Raw genomic sequence first — 15,147 nt, 5'->3', positions numbered from 1 at the left:
AATGAGAGCTGATATTAAAATCAAAAAAGACAAAATGGGCTTTTCAAGGTAGTTTATATAAATTTAACGATAGAAATTTTATAAGATATATAAAAATTTCTACCAATTTGAAGTTTATTTTTATTTTTGAGTTTTTAAGCTTTAAAAGCTCTTTTTTAGGATATTAAAAAAGATAAATTTACTTTTATACTTAAATAAATATATTAAGTATAATAAATAACATTATTTTTGTCCTATTATCAAAATTCACCACTTGGGTGCAAAATTTCTTTTAACTCACTATCGCTTAGCTTGTAGTTATAAAATCTCTCGTAAAACTCTTTTGTTTTTTGCTCTAAATTTAGATCGCTAAACTGCTCTGGATAAAATGTCTTAGCCAGCCAAAGCGGATAAAGCGCACCTTCAGCACTTCTTACACTCCAAAGATAAACGCCACTTGGCACTACAAAAATTTGCCCATTTTGCACAGCTTTTAGCTTGGCAAATGATGCGTTTTTAGCGATAGCATCGGCACTTTTTTGTGAATTTGTGATGATGATGTCTGGGTTAAAGATGATGACTTGCTCTTCGTGAAATTTTAAAATCTCCATCGCTTAGCTCTGAGCTTAAATTTATACCGCCAGCCACGCTAATATACTCTGCGCCGATATCTTTTGAGCTGATGGTGTTAAAGTTTCCAGAACTATAGTTAAGCACCAAGACTCTCTTTTTTGGCGTTAAATTTGCTGTTTTTTGGCTTACAAATTTTATGTTCTCGTTAAAATAGTCATTAAACTCACGCGCTCTTTTTACGCTCTTTTCGCTCCAAATTTCAGCGATCTTGTTAAAGCTATCTTGTATCTCTTTGATGCTTTGAAATTTATCTATCTTCACAACTGCGATGCCAGCGCTCTCAAGCTGAGCCTTGCTATTTTCATCAAACATCATACCAACTGGCCCAAAAACAACTTGCGTTTTTGACGCGATGATAGTCTCGACGCTGCTACTTAGCATGCCACTTTTGTTATCGTTGCTCTTTATTTTTGGAAAAATTTTTGACATGAGCGCAGGCAGTTTTGGCGCACCGCTAATTATATGATCCTCGTTACCAAGCATCGCAGAGACTTGCACAAAAGCCCCTATCAAAGGTGTCGCACGCTCGATCACATCAGGCACTTCTACCTTTTTATCGTCGCTATCAAGCACCACTCTTGCTTGCAAACTAACAAGCAAAAAAGCCAAAAGCAAAATTTTCTTAAACATATATTCTCCTTTCAATCCACCATCACGCAAGAGTAATGCTCGCACTCATCGATGATATTTTTCACCACTCGTATATCTACGCCGTAAATTTTCTTTAAATTTTCGCCATTCATCACCTCGCTAGCCTCGCCGTAGATGTAGTTTTTATCACGCCCAAGCATCGCAACCTTTGCATTTAGATAAAAGACCTGCTCTGGCTGATGCGAGGTGAGGATAATGATGTAGCCTTGCTTTGCGAGCTTTTTTATCTCTTTTAAAACTCGCATTTGATTACCAAAGTCTAAATTTGCCGTTGGCTCGTCAAGTAGCATAACCTTTGAGCATTGCGCTAATGCCCTAGCTATCAGCACCATTTGCCGCTCGCCACCACTTAGATCGGTGTAAATTTTATCTTTAAAACTCTCTAAATTTAGCGTCTTTAACGCATCTAGCGCTATCTTCTCATCCTCTTTGCTAGGGCGTTCAAATATGCCAAGCCTTGCATTTGCACTCATCATCACCACGTCAAAAACGCTAAAGGCAAATGGCGGTGTATGAGCTTGTGGGACGTAGCTTATAAAGCTTGCTCGCTCTTTCTAGCTCATCTTTAGCGCGTCTTTGCCGTCTATTAAAATTTCTCCCCCAAGTGGCTTTAAAAAGCCAAGTATCGTCTTAAACGTCGTTGTTTTGCCAACACCATTGCTACCAAGCAGGCAAAAGATGTCGCCATCTTGTAAATTTGCATTGAAATTTTCGATAACGACATTTTTATCGTAGCCACAGCTTAAATTTTTTATCTCAAATTTCACGCAAAACCCTTTTTGCTCTTATAGAGCAGATAGACAAAAAGAGGCGCGCCAACTAGCGAAGTGATGACGCCAAGTGGGATCTCGCTTGCCATTAGACTGCGTGAAGAGGTATCAACTATCAGCAAAAATAGCCCTCCGCCAAGCAGTGAAGCTGGAAAGAGTGTGATGAAATTTACTCCCACGACAAAGCGCATGATGTGAGGTATGATAAGCCCCACCCAGCCCACGATACCGCAAAATGAGACGCAAGTGGCGGTTAGAAGCGTTGAAGCGATGATGATTATGATGTTGTAAAATTTTACATTATAAGTAGTATAAAGACTTACATTTTCAACTGGTTTATAAACAAGGCTTACACCGTAGTTAAAGCCACTTTTATCATAGTTTTTCTCTTTAGATGGATGTAGCTTATAGCTTGTAAACCAGCTTCTTGAAACTGATAAGATCGTGCTAAAGTAGTCATTAAATTTAATGTCATCAACAACAGAAATATTTTTCATATCACTACTACTACTTTTATATCTACCACTTCTTTTTTTACATGTGGATTATTAAATATTACTGGATGATATAAATTCGAGTTACCAAGTACTCTTTCTTCACCTCTATTTCTAGCACTATAAATAGTCCAGCGATATCCATTTGTAGCTATGGCAAAATTATGCGATAAAGGACCTGTTTCGAAATTTGTCAAACCTTTTAAGAACCAGCTATCTACATCAAATCTGCCAGATGCACCACTGCCACCACTCTTAGTAACTTTATAATCTCCATTTTGATTTAAGAATTTTCCATCGGTGCCATACATATCTCTGATAGCCTTTTGCCACTGATAGCCGCCTTCAAAGTACCAGTTCTCTGTTGGAGCGTATTTTAGTTTTACACTAGCTGTTGTTGTTTTAAGGTGATTATCACCAAAAGACTGCTCAAGTCCTCTTTTAGTATCTTTTACAGGGCTTGGTACGTCAAAATTTGCTACTCCATTTGTTAATGGCATGCTAAATCCACCTGGCATACCTGAGTTTTTATGCTCATAGTGGTTAAAGTTTGTCTCAAGTGTTAAATTCTCTGTAAGGTAAAATCAAGTCCAAGTGAGGCTAGACGACGAGAAATTTTACTATCTTTGGCATTTTTTTCACCGCCTGAGTAGTAAAAGACGCCTCTATATCCAACTTTTTCAAATTTGTTTGAAGTATCAAGACCTACGCCTAAATTTGACCTTGAGCTGTAATCAGTCCAGATAACGTTTTGAAGTGGGACTGGGCGCTTGCGAGAATAAAGGAAATATCCAGAAGGTGTAACACCACCATAAAGCGAGCCAGCAAGTCCGTTTTGGATTTGCAAACTCTCAAACATCGCCATAGGTATAGCTGTGGTTGATGAAGCATAAAAGCCATCACAAAGGACGTTACCTACGACTGAGCCTTGAAAGCCACGAGTTTGTGGGCAACCAACATCGCCACCGCCGCGATATTGAATTTGTGCTGAAGGAAAGTATCTAACTGCATCTTCAAAACCTTGAACGCCTTGATTATCAAGAATCTCTTTTGAGATCATATTTACTTGATAAGGCATATCTATAACTTTTTTATCAGCCAAAGGACCGGCGGCGACTCTTTTGCTTAAAATTCCCTCATCGATACCGCTTTCGCTGATGTTATCACCGACTGAATTTACTTCAACACCCTCAAGCTTTGTCGTTTGCACAGCAAAAACTTGACTTTAAAAACCACTGCACATCAAAAGTGCAGCACATGTTGCAACTGAGATTTTGTAACTCAACTTTTACTCCTTTTACGAAATTTTTATGTCTGAAATATTACTAAAACAAATCTTAAATATAATTTATTAATTTATTAAATATTTAAAAATATATTTTATTTAAGAAAGCTAGAATAAGGCATTATTAGAACGATTTTTAAAAAAATTCATAGCTTTGATAAGATAAATAGATACTATAAATATAATCTTTTATATCGACAAGTAATACTTTAAATTTTAAGAAAAGTAATAATTGATAAAAATATAATAAATGCTGATTTTTTATTTATAGTAGAAATTTTGGCTAAAAATTAGCCAAAATTTATTTTAAAAGCTCTTTTGCGTATTTTAGCCCTAGCTCGTAAGCTTTGGCATTTGCCTCTTTAACCTTTTCAGGCACGCTTGCTAGCATCTCTTCACGCACCAAATTTTCATCCATACACCCACTCATCGCCACAGCCACACCAAGAGCCACGACACTTTGAGTGATGACGTTTCCGACCTCGTCTTTTGCGATAGAGATGATAGGAATTTCATAAATTTTCCAGCGCTTTTTGTCTTCATCGCTCACCTTTACCAAATTTGGCTCAACAACGATCGCGCTGCCCTCTTTTACGCCGCTTTTAAAGGCATCGTAGCTTATCTGTGCAGTTGCTAGCATAAATTCTATCTCGCCCTCGTTTGCATAAGGGTATAAAATTTCCTTCTCATCAAGGATGATATCAACCTTCGTTGGGCCGCCACGTACCTGAGATGTGTATGTAGAAGCCTTGACGCCGTATCCGCCTGCCTTTATTTTGGCAGCTGAGAGGATCTCGCCTGCTAGTATGACGCCCTGTCCACCAACGCCGACAAATCTTAGCTGTGACTTCATGCTAGCTCCTTAAAATCGATCGCCTCACCGCTCATTGCAGCCTTTCTTACCATGTCGTAAGCCTTGGTGTACTCTATCTTCTTTTCATCTTTGTGCAGCACACCAAGTGGGAAAATACCCTCTTTCTCCTCGTCGCTTAGCATGTCAAATTTAACCTTGCTCGTCGTGCGACCCTTTATCCACTCTAAATTTTTCACTGCCTCGCCCATTTTGTTCTTGCGTCCTAAATTTATGTGGCAGTTTGAAAATACGTCAAAAAAGCTGTATCCATCGTGACTAAAGCCCTCTACAAAGAGCTTTGTAAGCTTCTCTGGTTCGATGACGCTGCCACGCGCTACAAAGCTAGCACCTGCAGCGGTTGCGAGCTTACAGGCGTCAAAGCTAGGATCGATGTTACCATACTGCGCTGTGACCGTCCACATGCCTTTTGGCGTGGTTGGGCTGGTTTGCGAGTTGGTTAGCGCGTAGATGAAGTTGTTGATTAAGATGTGATTTAGCCCGACATTTCGGCGACATCCGTGTATCGTGTGGTTGCCTCCGATCGCTAGTCCGTCGCCGTCGCCAGTTACAACTATGACGTGCTTGTCTGGGTTTGCCATCTTTACGCCAGTAGCATATGCTACAGCTCTGCCGTGAGTTGTGTGGATGGTGTTGCAGTCAAGATATCCGCTAAAGCGCCCAGAGCAGCCTATGCCTGAGACCACGCAAACGTCGTTCATGTCCCAGCCCATGGTGTCGATAGCACGGATGAGTGCCTTTAGTATGACGCCGTCGCCACAGCCCCAGCACCAAAGAGTAGGCATTTTATCTGTTCGTAAATATTTATCGTAATTAAAAGCCATAAATTTCTCCTATCTTCGCCTCGATCTCGCTTGGGCTTATCGGTCTGCCGTTTGCTTTTAGCAGTTTTGCAAAGTCATCTCTTAAGATGATCTTTGAAATTTCGCCACTATATTGACCTAAATTTAGCTCGCAGACTAAAATTTTCTTAAATTTATCTGATATCTCTTTTAGCTTTTTAGCTGGAGCTGGGAAAAGTGTGAGTGGCTTAAACAGCCCTACTTTTAGCCCTTTTTCACGTAAATTTAATATCGCTTGCTTAGCCGAAAGCGCCACGCTACCAAAGGCGATGATGCAAATTTCAGCATCATTTAGCATAAACTCTTCAAATTTCTCGCACTCAACAGTGTGTAAATTTATCTTATTAAACAGCCTATTCATTGAGTATTCAACGATCTTGCCATCTTCTGTTGGAAAGCCAGTAGCGCCGTGATGAAGCCCAGTTATATGGTAGTGATAGCCTTTAAAGAAAGGATTTAGCGTGGCTGGCGCGTCTGGTGCGGCCTCGTATGGTTTATACTCTTTTGGCTCGCCGCTAAATTCTCTTCTTTTATAAATTTCTAGCTCGCTGATCTCAGGCAAACTAACCCTTGCTTGCATGTGACCTATCGTCTCATCAAGTAGCAGCATAACTGGTGTCATAAACCTAGCTGCGAGGTTAAAGGCGCGAACCGTCTGCGTATAGCACTCCTCTAGGCTACTAGGGGCCAAAACTATCATATTTACATCGCCGTGAGTTGGGTTTTTAGCCTGCAAGATATCGCCTTGTGCGACGCGGGTAGGCAGACCAGTTGAAGGGCCACCGCGCATAACATTTACGATGACAAGCGGTATCTCTGCGATAAAGCCAAGGCCTATTTGCTCAGCCTTTAGTGAAATTCCAGGACCAGAACTTGCAGTCATCGCTTTAGCACCGCTCGCACTTGCACCAAGTGCTACGGAAATGCCAGCTATCTCATCTTCCATCTGTATAAATGTGCCGCCATGTTTTGGCAAAAGCACGCTTAACTCGTGGGCGATCTCACTGCTTGGAGTGATAGGATATCCGCCAAAGAAGTTACAGCCACACTCGACTGCAGCCCTTGCTACTAGGGCATTGCCAGTTGATACTACCTCTCTCATGCGCTCTCTCCAAGTTTTGCAAATTTATTTGCCTTTACGGCCGCAGCTCGCTCTTTGCTCTCAGGCGTTAGCTTTGCAAATTTAAAACCTTTATCAGCCACATAAATGGCAAAATCAGGACAGTGAAGCTCGCAGTCACGGCATCCTATGCATGAGTCAGCATAGACCACCTCTATCATCTTGCCAAGCACCGCCTTTGGCTCAAGCCTCATACCTAGCACGCCTGCTGGGCAGTAGCTCACACAGACATCACAGGCCTTACACCTGCTCTCATCGACCCAAACGGGCACATTTTCTTTTACTATCATCTATATTCCTATTCCAAATTTTCTTTTAAAAATTTAATGTTTTTTCTGATCTCAGCTTCGCTTTTGCTTAGTTGCTCTTGCTCGTTTTCGTTTAAATTTAGCTCTAAAATTTCTTTCAAGCCATCACGTCCGAGCCTTACTAGCCTGCCGCAACTTAGCTCATCATCTATTAGCACGCTAGCGCTTATTATCTCATCGCCCTTGCCAACGATCATCTCGCACATCTTCACAGCTGCAGCCGCTGGTGCGTAATAAGCCGAAGTGCCAAGGAGCTTAACTATCTTTGCGCCACCGGTGCTTGTCTCTTTTTTGAGCGCTTTTAGCTCATTTTCATTTAATTTTTCGCTTATATTGCTAGCTGATACGATCATCTCGTCATTGTGAGCGCCGACGATCTTTGCTCTTAGCTTGCTAGCGTCCTTATCTTTTAAAAGCGCTAGCTCATATCTGCACCTTGCGCTATCAAGCTCGCCAGCCATGCCGATCACTTTGTTTTTGCTAAAACCACTAAATTTATGAGCCGTCCAGACCATCACATCAAGCGGATTTGTGACGACTATTATCACTGCGTTTTTGGCAAATTCAGCTATCTTTTGCGCTGTTTGCTTTACGACAACGGCATTTTTAAGTAGCAGATCTTCTCTAGTTTGACCCTCTTTTCTTGGGCTTCCAGCTGTAACTATGACGATGTCACTGCCTTCAATTAACACAAAATCATCGCCACCACAAACGCTAGTTTTTGCGTTAAAGACGCAGCTTGACTGCGCTAGATCGATCGCTTTTGCGCGCGCCACATCGCCAAATATATCTACAAGCGCGATCTCATCGCAAAGCTCTCTCATACAAAGTGCATAAGCTATGCTAGCACCGACGTTTCCAGCTCCAACTACACTTATTTTCATCTCTTATCCTATTATTTGATTTAAAATTTTACTTGGTCTCATGACCTCATTAGCTCTTGCCTCATCTAGCAGGTAGTATCCGCCAAATTCCACGCTTGCACCATCTTTTTCTCTGATCTGCTTTAGAATTTCGCTCTCATTTTTCTCTAGCTCCCCTGCTAAATTTTCAAAGATTTTGCTTAAAATCCCGCCACTTTTTGCCATCTCTCTCGCCCAAAATAGCGCTAGATAAAAGTGTGACTCTCTGGTATCAAGAGTGGCATTTGGCGTTTTGTTTTCATCTAGATAGCTAGCAACAGCTCTATTTAGCGCATCGCTTAGCTCTTTTGCCTCTTTTTTTTGCCTAAAAAACGCTAGATGTTCAAGCGAAGCACTAAGCGCCAAAAACTCGCCTAAGCTATCCCAAAGCAGGTGATTTCTCTCTTTTAGCTCTTTTACAAGCGTCGGAGCCGTTCCGCCAGCACCCGTCTCAAACATCGCTCCACCAGCAAGTAGTGGCACGACTGAGAGCATTTTTGAGCTGCCACCTAGTTCAAATATCGGGAAAAGATCGGTTAGATAGTCTCTTAAAACGTTGCCAGTGACGCCTATAACGTCTTTGCCAGCTCTTATTGCTTCAAGCGATCTTATAGTTGCTTGCTCGTAGTTTAAAATTTCAAATTTCACGCCAGCACTAGTAAATTTATCTCTAAATTTTTCAAATTTAGCTATCAAATTTCTATCATGAGCGCGGCTGCTATCTAGCCAAAATATAAGCTCATCTTTTGAAATTTCGCCTCTTTTTAAAGCAAGCTCAAACCACGCATTTATCGCGTCATCTTTAGCCTGCGTCATCCTAAAAATGTCGCCTTTTTTAACATTAAATTTAAAGACGCTCTCGCCAGCTTCGTTACAAACAACAAATTCTCCGTCCTCTTTTGCGATGAAAGTCTTATCGTGGCTGCCATACTCCTCGGCCTTTTTAGCCATAAGCCCCACGTTTGCTACGCTGCCAATGTTGCTCACATCAAGCGCGCCATGCTCCTTAAAGTCCGCCACGCAGGCCTCATAAACCCTAGCGTAGGTTCTATCTGGGATCATACAAAGAGAGAAATTTAGCTCGCCGTCCTTATCTTTTACCTTGCCAGAGTTTCTAATGAGCGCAGGCACGGAGGCGTCGATGATAACGTCATTTGGCACGTCAAAGTTGCTGGCATTTTCATTGAGTGCCCAAATTTTTGCTTTTTTGCTCAAAATTTCATCAAATTTAGCCAAAATTTCATCTTTGTTTTTAAGAGTTGAAATTTTAGAAAACATATCTTTTAAGCCGTTTTTTGCCTCAACGCCGTGAGTTTTAAAATCCTCACCAAATAGCTCAAAAACCTCTTTAAAATAGCTCTTTATCGCATGCGCAAAGATGACAGGGTCGCTAACCTTCATCATCGTGCATTTTAGATGTAAGCTCAAGGTCAAATTCTCTTTTTCTGCCTCATCAAAGCAGCTTTCATAAAATTTATCTAGCTCATCTACGCTTAAAAACGTTGCATATACGATCTCGCCACTTTGAACAGCAAGCTCTTTTAAAAGCTCTTTTTTACCCTCCAAGCTTATAAAATTTATATAAAATTTTTCATCTTTGCTAGCGATGATTGAGCGCTCATTTTCATAAAAATCGCCCTTTTGCATGTAGCAAATTTTAGTTTTATTTGCCTTGTCCCAGTTGCCATTACTATGTGGATGCTTTTTGGCAAATTCTTTAACCGGAGGTAAGACTCTTCTATCTGAGTTTCCTTGTCTTAGCACTGGATTAACAGCACTACCAAGCACTTTTGCATATTTTTTAGCGGTCTCTTCGTCGTAGTCTGTGATGATCTCGTCTGGGTAAAACGGCACATTTATCCCCTTGCTTCTTAGCTCCTCAATAGCCGCTTTTAGCTGAACGAGCGTGGCTGAGATGTTTGGCAGTTTTATGATATTTGCCTCTTTGTGTGCGGTTAGCTCACCCAAAAGCTCTAGTTCATCAGCCTTGTTTAGCCCAAGCTCTTTGCTAAAAAGAGATAAAATTCGTCCAGCCAAGCTGATATCAGCCCTAGTTATACTAATGCCAGCGCGGGATAAAAAGCTCTTAACGATAGGAAAGAGAGAGTAGCTTGCAAAAAGCGGTGCTTCGTCGGTTTTAGTCCAGATAATGTCACTCATTTTAGCCCTTTTGATTTTTTGAAATTTATCACGTTTTTTATTAAAGCTAGTTGTATTTTAGCCCTATTTTGCGATATTTTGATTGTGCTCGCTTAAGGTTTTTGAAAAAATGTGCTTTTTTGCCTTTTTATCAAGCACAAAGTATAAATAATCGCTCTTTGCAGGGTTTATCGCCGCTTTTATCGCACTTATTGAGACCGAGCAGACTGGGCTTGGTGGGATGCCGTCGTTTAGATAGGTATTAAACTCGCTCATGTCGCTTCTTATGCGCTCAGCTGTGATCACATCGTGCGAGTAGATACCATAATTTAGCGTGCCGTCCATCTGCAGTCTCATGCCCTTATCTAGGCGGTTGTAGATGACTGAGGCAACAAGAGGCATCTCAGCGTCGTTAGCGGCCTCTTTTTGGATGATAGAGGCGATGGTTAGAATTTTAAACCACTTTTTCTCGTTGTACTCGCCAAAAATTTTCCTGCTGATCTCGCTTTGCGCCTTTTTGGATGAATTTACAAGGTAATAGGCCAGATGTCTTTCGCTGATGCCTATTGGAATTTTATAAGTATTTGGCATTAAAAAGCCATCACTCACTGGAGCAAGAGCGTTATATTCGCTATTTAGCTTAACTGGATCAAGTCCTAGCTGGGTGGCGATCTGGTTTAAAAAAACAATAGTCGTTTCGCCTGGTATTAGCGTTATCTCGGTTAAAGCCGCTTTTGATTTTGCAAGTTTTTTTAAAAAATCAACCCTTGAAATTTTATCTTGACCGATCTCTATCCAGCCAGATTGTGGAGAGCCGATAAAAAGTATGGCGTATTTGTCTATCACGCTTAAGTTAAAGTTGCGATTAGCTAAATAAGATATAATCTCGCCCACACTTCCCTTTGGTATAAAAACGACCTTGCTTGTGTTTATAGGGCGTGCCAAATAGACAAAAATACTTAGGAAAATGATGGCTACAATATCAAAAAAAATGTCTAAATATGGCTTTTTCATAAAATTTTTTATCATCTTGATTCTTTCATTTATCTTACTTTTAAAATACGGCATAAAAATTAACGATTTCGAGTTTTACGGCGTAAAATTGGAGCAATTATATATAAAATTAGATAAAAAAATAATTGCAAGAGCAAAGCAGATAAAGCTCCCAAATTTTAAGAAAGAGAGCAAGCAAAAAAGCAGCGATGAGCGCCTTTTAAATCTTAGTAAAAGCGTAGATTTTATAGATACGATTTTTCAAGAAATTTCACTTGAAAATGTGCAAATAGGAGATGATTTTAAACTAAAAATTCTATTTTTAGATGATATATTTTTTGTTGATAGCCCTTATTTAAATGTGGATATTAAATTCCAAAACGAACAGCAAGATGGAATAGATCTTTTTAGCGTTAGAAATTTAAGCTTTAAGGATTTTAACGTCAGCATTAGCGGCGAAGGAAGTGCGGATTTTGATAAAAATGACTATAAATTTGAGGGAAATTTCACCTCTCATGAGCTGCACGGTAAGCTAAATTTTGCCCTAAAAGATACATTTTTAACCTACAAAGCTTACGATGTCGAGGCTGGAAGCATTAAAAACTTCATTGACGAGCTTGACAGACGCATAGAGCTAAATAGTGAAGTTAAAAGCTGGATATATGGATACATCGTTGCTGATGATTACGAGTTAAAAGAGATAAATGGCAAGGCTGATCTAGCCAAAAATAACTTTTATCTAAATGATCTAAATGCCACCGCAAATACTAAAAATTTGCTCGTTAAATTTGAAAAAGGCTTGCCAGCCGTAAATGTAGGTGAGGCAAATATTACGCTTAAAAACTCAAAGCTTAAATTTGATCTTATTTCGCCTATTTACAAGGGCAAAAAGCTTGATGGCTCAAGCGTTGCGATAAACAATATCTTTGATGAGAAAAGCGCAAATTTAGAGCTTTTTATAAAGACAAAATCGATCTATGATGAAGCAATAAATGAGATATTAAAAGCCTATAAGATCATCGTGCCAGTAAGGCAGCTTAGCGGAAAAATGGATGCTAGCTTAAAAATTTTGATAAAGCTTGATGAGAAAAGCTTAGAAAATTTTGATGAAAAAAGCGTCATTGCAAATGGAGAATTTAAGCTAAGTGACGCGGTTTTGGAGATTGCTGGAAGTAAATTTAACACTAAAGGCGCCCTTGTAAAGCTCATAAATACGACAAATTTAAGCATCGATGCTACTGGCTTTGGACTTGAGTTTTTTAAAGCAAATGCCAAGGCTTATATAAATTTACAAAAAAGTACTGGCGAGATAAAAGGCACAATAGAAAGCTTTGATCTAAAAGAGAAAAATGATGAAATTTTAGTCTTTAAAAATGAGCCATTTAGCGCATTTTTAGACTTTAGCAAGGCTGATGAAACTTTGCTTAAGATAGAGCCATTTGGGCTTGATATGAGCTTTGGCAGTGAAAGTAAAATATCAACAAAAAATAGTAAATTTTTCATAGAGAGCTCGCCTGTTTTAAAGGAAAATGGGGTGCGTAGTTTTGATGAGCTTAGCATAAAAAGTAAGGATTTTACTGATCTTGAAATTTTTGCCAAAGGAGCAAACTTTGATTTGCCGTTTTTAGATAAAAATGGCTCAAAGTATGAAAATGACGATCTTAAAATTTTAGTCTCAAAAGCTGGTGTGAAGGTAGATAGCGCAAGTAAAAAGCTAAGCCTAGACATAAAAGAAAAAACCATAAACGTAAAAACTAAAGATCTAAATTTGCTAGTGCTTGATGATAACAAAACCAGCGAGCAAAGCACGCCGCTTGAGCTCTTGGCAAGAAACGGTGATATTATTTTAAAAGATTTAAACAAAACACTGCCATTTAATAGCTTTAGCGCCGAGAAAAAGGGCAAAAGCACCTCGCTAAATGGGCTGGCGCAGCAAGGAAGAGTTGGCTATTTTAATGATGAAAAGAGTATAAATTTAGACGCAACCGACATAAGCGGAGAATTTATCAACGACCTTTTTGGCATCAAGAGCTTTGAAGGTGGTAAATTTCGCCTGAAACTACTTGGAGAAAACTCTAAGAATTTCAAGGCAGAGGTGAGATTTTTTGATACTTTTTTAAAAGATTATATCTTTTATCAAAGACTACTTAGCTTTTTAAACTCGGTTCCATCGCTTCTTAGCTTTAAAACGCCCGACTTTAATGACAAGGGCTTTACTGTTAAAAATGGTAAAATCTTACTCACTAGAAATGGCGATATGATCGAATTTTTAGCGATTGAAATGATAGGTACAAGTGCTGATATCGGCGGGCGTGGCACCATTGACCTAAAGAGTAAAAAGATAAACATCGACCTTGAGCTAAAGCTACTAAAAGACGCTAGCAGTATCATTGATAAAATTCCACTAGTAAATCAAATAATCCTTGGCAAGGACCGCTCACTCTCAACCGTTATCGCCATACGAGGCACTACCGATAAGCCTGAGTACTCGACGCAGATCCTGCAAGACGCCCTACTCTCACCACTAAAGATAATAAGAAACGTGATTCAGGCTCCGTTTTTGATATTTGAGTAGTTTAAATCTGCAAAGCACAGAGAAATTATAGAAAAATTATTGGCTGCTTCTAAAGCCAAGAGTGGGCGCTCATTTTTGATTATCTATACTAACCTAGGTTCGTAAAGTGCGTAATGCTTAAATTTTACTAGTCAAAAGATATTAAAAGCTAAAGATCAAGACCTTGATAGCTATTTTTTAATACTATAACCATTAAAATATTTTGATAAAAACATAAAATTTTACATATAAAAATATGTAAAATTTACTTCATCTCAAGGCGCATCAGATACATATCTTCGCCGTCAGTCACCTTTAAATTTTGGCTTTTGCACTTTGGACAGGTAAAGTCATTTTCGCTAAGCTCCCCACCAAATCCGCAATCCAAACACTCGATCACAATGCCTTGTAAATTTATCACAAGCTCAGCATTTTCGCAGATCGTGCCAGCCTTATAAACATCAAAGGCATTCTGCAAATAATGAGGCTCGACGCCGCTTAAACGGCCAACCTTTATCTCGATCTTGCTTATCTCTTTGGCGTTTTCTTTGGCTGCGTTTTTTTCACAAAGACTAACTAAATTTTGAACGATGCTAAGCTCGTGCATTAGCAGATCCTTGGTAGTAGCTCGCCCTTTGGCGGCTCGAGAAATCTTCTTGATTTATAGGCGTTTTCGATGATGACACGCTCGTTTTTAGCCTCCAAAACCTCGCCTATTATCATCGCATTTTGATCAAATTCTCTTAAAATTTCTAGCGCGTCCTTGGCCTCGCTCTCATCAACAGCCATTACAAAAGTGCCCTCATTTGCAAGCTCATAAGGCTCAAAACCAAAGAGCTCGCAAACGCCCATCACTTCGTCAGCCACCTTGATATTTTCTTCAAAAACTAAGATGTCAAATTTACTAAATTTAGCCCACTCATTTAGCACTGCACTTAGTCCGCCCCTGGTCGCATCACGCATACACTGCGGTTTTATGCCAGCACTAAATAGCTTTAAAACAACCTCTTTTAGGCTCTTGCAGTCACTCTTTAGATCGAGCCCAAGCTCAAATTCCTCTCTTGCTGCAAGCACCACGCCGCCGTGTCTGCCAACATCTCCAGAGATTAAAATTTTAGCCCCTGCCTTTAAATTTTTAAGCTCCACGCCTTCGCAAACTATCTCGCCAATGCCTGCTGTGTTTATAAAAATTTTGTCACATTTGCCCTTTGGCACGACCTTTGTATCACCACAAACGACGCTTACGCCGCTTTCTTTGCAAGTTTTTGCAAGCGAGCTTAGCACACGCTCGAGCTCTTCTATACTAAGCCCCTCTTCTATGATGAGCGAGCAGCTTAGGTATTTTGCACTTGCTCCAACCATCGCTAAGTCGTTTATCGTGCCACAAGCTGCGATCTTGCCGATGTCGCCACCATTAAAAAAAATGGGAGTTACCACAAAGCTATCTGAGCTAAATGCGATCTTGCCGTTTAAATTTAGTATCGCCGAGTCGTTGCTCTGCCTTAAAATTTCGTTATCAAAAATTTTAAATATCGTCTCATTTATAAGCGAGTTCATTTCCTCGCCGCCGCCGCCGTGGCTTAGCATTATCTTTTTCATTAAATTC

15 protein-coding genes and 1 pseudogene are annotated in these 15,147 nt (G+C 39.8%); 1 reads left to right on the top strand and 15 read right to left on the bottom strand.

Annotated features, from left to right (window positions below; translation table 11 throughout):
* Positions 1–239: 239 nt before the first annotated feature.
* From CVT18_RS10610 to mltG, 13 genes and pseudogenes are all read right to left on the bottom strand, one after another.
* Positions 240–590, bottom strand: coding sequence for a hypothetical protein (locus CVT18_RS10610; RefSeq protein ID WP_234410333.1), 351 nt, complete (start codon positions 588–590; stop codon positions 240–242).
* On the bottom strand, positions 547–1,242 hold the full coding sequence (locus CVT18_RS09645) for an ABC transporter substrate-binding protein (protein ID WP_234410332.1): 696 nt from the start codon (positions 1,240–1,242) through the stop codon (positions 547–549). The genes CVT18_RS10610 and CVT18_RS09645 overlap by 44 nt, the downstream gene beginning before the upstream one ends.
* Positions 1,243–1,253: 11 nt before the next feature.
* Positions 1,254–2,030 (bottom strand): annotated as a pseudogene (locus tag CVT18_RS10705) (ABC transporter ATP-binding protein).
* Positions 2,027–2,530, bottom strand: coding sequence for an iron chelate uptake ABC transporter family permease subunit (locus CVT18_RS10595; protein WP_234410331.1), 504 nt, complete (start codon positions 2,528–2,530; stop codon positions 2,027–2,029). Before CVT18_RS10595 ends, CVT18_RS10705 begins: the two are co-directional and overlap by 4 nt.
* Positions 2,527–3,027, bottom strand: a complete 501-nt coding sequence (locus CVT18_RS10590) for a hypothetical protein (protein ID WP_234410330.1) — start codon at positions 3,025–3,027, stop codon at positions 2,527–2,529. The genes CVT18_RS10595 and CVT18_RS10590 overlap by 4 nt, the downstream gene beginning before the upstream one ends.
* A 62-nt stretch (positions 3,028–3,089) precedes the next feature.
* Positions 3,090–3,737 (bottom strand): Plug domain-containing protein, encoded by a 648-nt coding sequence (locus tag CVT18_RS10585; protein WP_234410329.1) that lies wholly within the window; start codon positions 3,735–3,737, stop codon positions 3,090–3,092.
* Positions 3,738–4,113: 376 nt separating this feature from the next.
* On the bottom strand, positions 4,114–4,665 hold the full coding sequence (locus CVT18_RS09625; protein WP_103628606.1) for a 2-oxoacid:acceptor oxidoreductase family protein: 552 nt from the start codon (positions 4,663–4,665) through the stop codon (positions 4,114–4,116).
* Positions 4,662–5,507: a 2-oxoglutarate ferredoxin oxidoreductase subunit beta gene (locus tag CVT18_RS09620; protein WP_103628607.1), complete on the bottom strand. Its 846-nt coding sequence runs from the start codon at positions 5,505–5,507 to the stop codon at positions 4,662–4,664. The genes CVT18_RS09625 and CVT18_RS09620 overlap by 4 nt, the downstream gene beginning before the upstream one ends.
* Positions 5,497–6,627, bottom strand: coding sequence for a 2-oxoglutarate synthase subunit alpha (locus CVT18_RS09615; RefSeq protein ID WP_107824502.1), 1,131 nt, complete (start codon positions 6,625–6,627; stop codon positions 5,497–5,499). Before CVT18_RS09615 ends, CVT18_RS09620 begins: the two co-directional genes overlap by 11 nt.
* A complete protein-coding gene (locus CVT18_RS09610; protein ID WP_009293870.1) occupies positions 6,624–6,935 on the bottom strand; it encodes a 4Fe-4S dicluster domain-containing protein in 312 nt (103 codons plus the stop codon). The genes CVT18_RS09615 and CVT18_RS09610 overlap by 4 nt, the downstream gene beginning before the upstream one ends.
* Before the next feature lie 8 nt (positions 6,936–6,943).
* Positions 6,944–7,837, bottom strand: coding sequence for a lactate/malate family dehydrogenase (locus tag CVT18_RS09605; RefSeq protein ID WP_107824501.1), 894 nt, complete (start codon positions 7,835–7,837; stop codon positions 6,944–6,946).
* Positions 7,838–7,840: 3 nt separating this feature from the next.
* Entirely contained in the window at positions 7,841–10,015 is a 2,175-nt protein-coding gene (locus tag CVT18_RS09600; RefSeq protein WP_107824500.1) for an NADP-dependent isocitrate dehydrogenase, read from the bottom strand.
* 63 nt (positions 10,016–10,078) lie between these two features.
* Positions 10,079–11,023, bottom strand: coding sequence for an endolytic transglycosylase MltG (mltG, locus tag CVT18_RS09595; protein WP_107824499.1), 945 nt, complete (start codon positions 11,021–11,023; stop codon positions 10,079–10,081).
* A gap of 73 nt (positions 11,024–11,096) precedes the next feature.
* Here mltG and CVT18_RS09590 point away from each other — a divergent pair, with 73 nt between their 5' ends.
* Complete coding sequence (locus tag CVT18_RS09590; protein ID WP_107824505.1) at positions 11,097–13,562, top strand: AsmA-like C-terminal domain-containing protein; 2,466 nt, start codon at positions 11,097–11,099, stop codon at positions 13,560–13,562.
* A 244-nt stretch (positions 13,563–13,806) separates the two neighbouring features.
* Here the strand turns inward: CVT18_RS09590 and hypA are convergent, their stop codons facing one another.
* A complete protein-coding gene (gene hypA / locus CVT18_RS09585) occupies positions 13,807–14,148 on the bottom strand; it encodes a hydrogenase maturation nickel metallochaperone HypA (protein WP_103628809.1) in 342 nt (113 codons plus the stop codon).
* On the bottom strand, positions 14,148–15,140 hold the full coding sequence (gene hypE, locus CVT18_RS09580; RefSeq protein ID WP_103628810.1) for a hydrogenase expression/formation protein HypE: 993 nt from the start codon (positions 15,138–15,140) through the stop codon (positions 14,148–14,150). The genes hypA and hypE overlap by 1 nt, the downstream gene beginning before the upstream one ends.
* Positions 15,141–15,147 lie beyond the last annotated feature (7 nt).

It is taken from the genome of Campylobacter concisus (genome assembly GCF_003048405.1).
GTDB classification, from domain to species: domain Bacteria; phylum Campylobacterota; class Campylobacteria; order Campylobacterales; family Campylobacteraceae; genus Campylobacter_A; species Campylobacter_A concisus_Q.
The sequence above is the reverse complement of the archived record's forward strand: the minus strand, read 5'-3'. Positions and strand labels throughout refer to the sequence as shown.

What these genes read in the sequence shown, in the direction of transcription:
- CVT18_RS09620 (WP_103628607.1), bottom strand. Translation starts at nt 5,507, where the DNA reads ATGGCTTTTAATTACGATAAATATTTACGAACAGATAAAATGCCTACT.
- hypA (WP_103628809.1), bottom strand. Translation starts at nt 14,148, where the DNA reads ATGCACGAGCTTAGCATCGTTCAAAATTTAGTTAGTCTTTGTGAAAAA.
- CVT18_RS10595 (WP_234410331.1), bottom strand. Translation starts at nt 2,530, where the DNA reads ATGAAAAATATTTCTGTTGTTGATGACATTAAATTTAATGACTACTTT.
- CVT18_RS09625 (WP_103628606.1), bottom strand. Translation starts at nt 4,665, where the DNA reads ATGAAGTCACAGCTAAGATTTGTCGGCGTTGGTGGACAGGGCGTCATA.
- hypE (WP_103628810.1), bottom strand. Translation starts at nt 15,140, where the DNA reads ATGAAAAAGATAATGCTAAGCCACGGCGGCGGCGGCGAGGAAATGAAC.
- CVT18_RS09610 (WP_009293870.1), bottom strand. Translation starts at nt 6,935, where the DNA reads ATGATAGTAAAAGAAAATGTGCCCGTTTGGGTCGATGAGAGCAGGTGT.
- CVT18_RS09605 (WP_107824501.1), bottom strand. Translation starts at nt 7,837, where the DNA reads ATGAAAATAAGTGTAGTTGGAGCTGGAAACGTCGGTGCTAGCATAGCT.
- CVT18_RS10610 (WP_234410333.1), bottom strand. Translation starts at nt 590, where the DNA reads ATGGAGATTTTAAAATTTCACGAAGAGCAAGTCATCATCTTTAACCCA.
- CVT18_RS09615 (WP_107824502.1), bottom strand. Translation starts at nt 6,627, where the DNA reads ATGAGAGAGGTAGTATCAACTGGCAATGCCCTAGTAGCAAGGGCTGCA.
- CVT18_RS10590 (WP_234410330.1), bottom strand. Translation starts at nt 3,027, where the DNA reads ATGCCATTAACAAATGGAGTAGCAAATTTTGACGTACCAAGCCCTGTA.
- mltG (WP_107824499.1), bottom strand. Translation starts at nt 11,023, where the DNA reads ATGATAAAAAATTTTATGAAAAAGCCATATTTAGACATTTTTTTTGAT.
- CVT18_RS09600 (WP_107824500.1), bottom strand. Translation starts at nt 10,015, where the DNA reads ATGAGTGACATTATCTGGACTAAAACCGACGAAGCACCGCTTTTTGCA.
- CVT18_RS09645 (WP_234410332.1), bottom strand. Translation starts at nt 1,242, where the DNA reads ATGTTTAAGAAAATTTTGCTTTTGGCTTTTTTGCTTGTTAGTTTGCAA.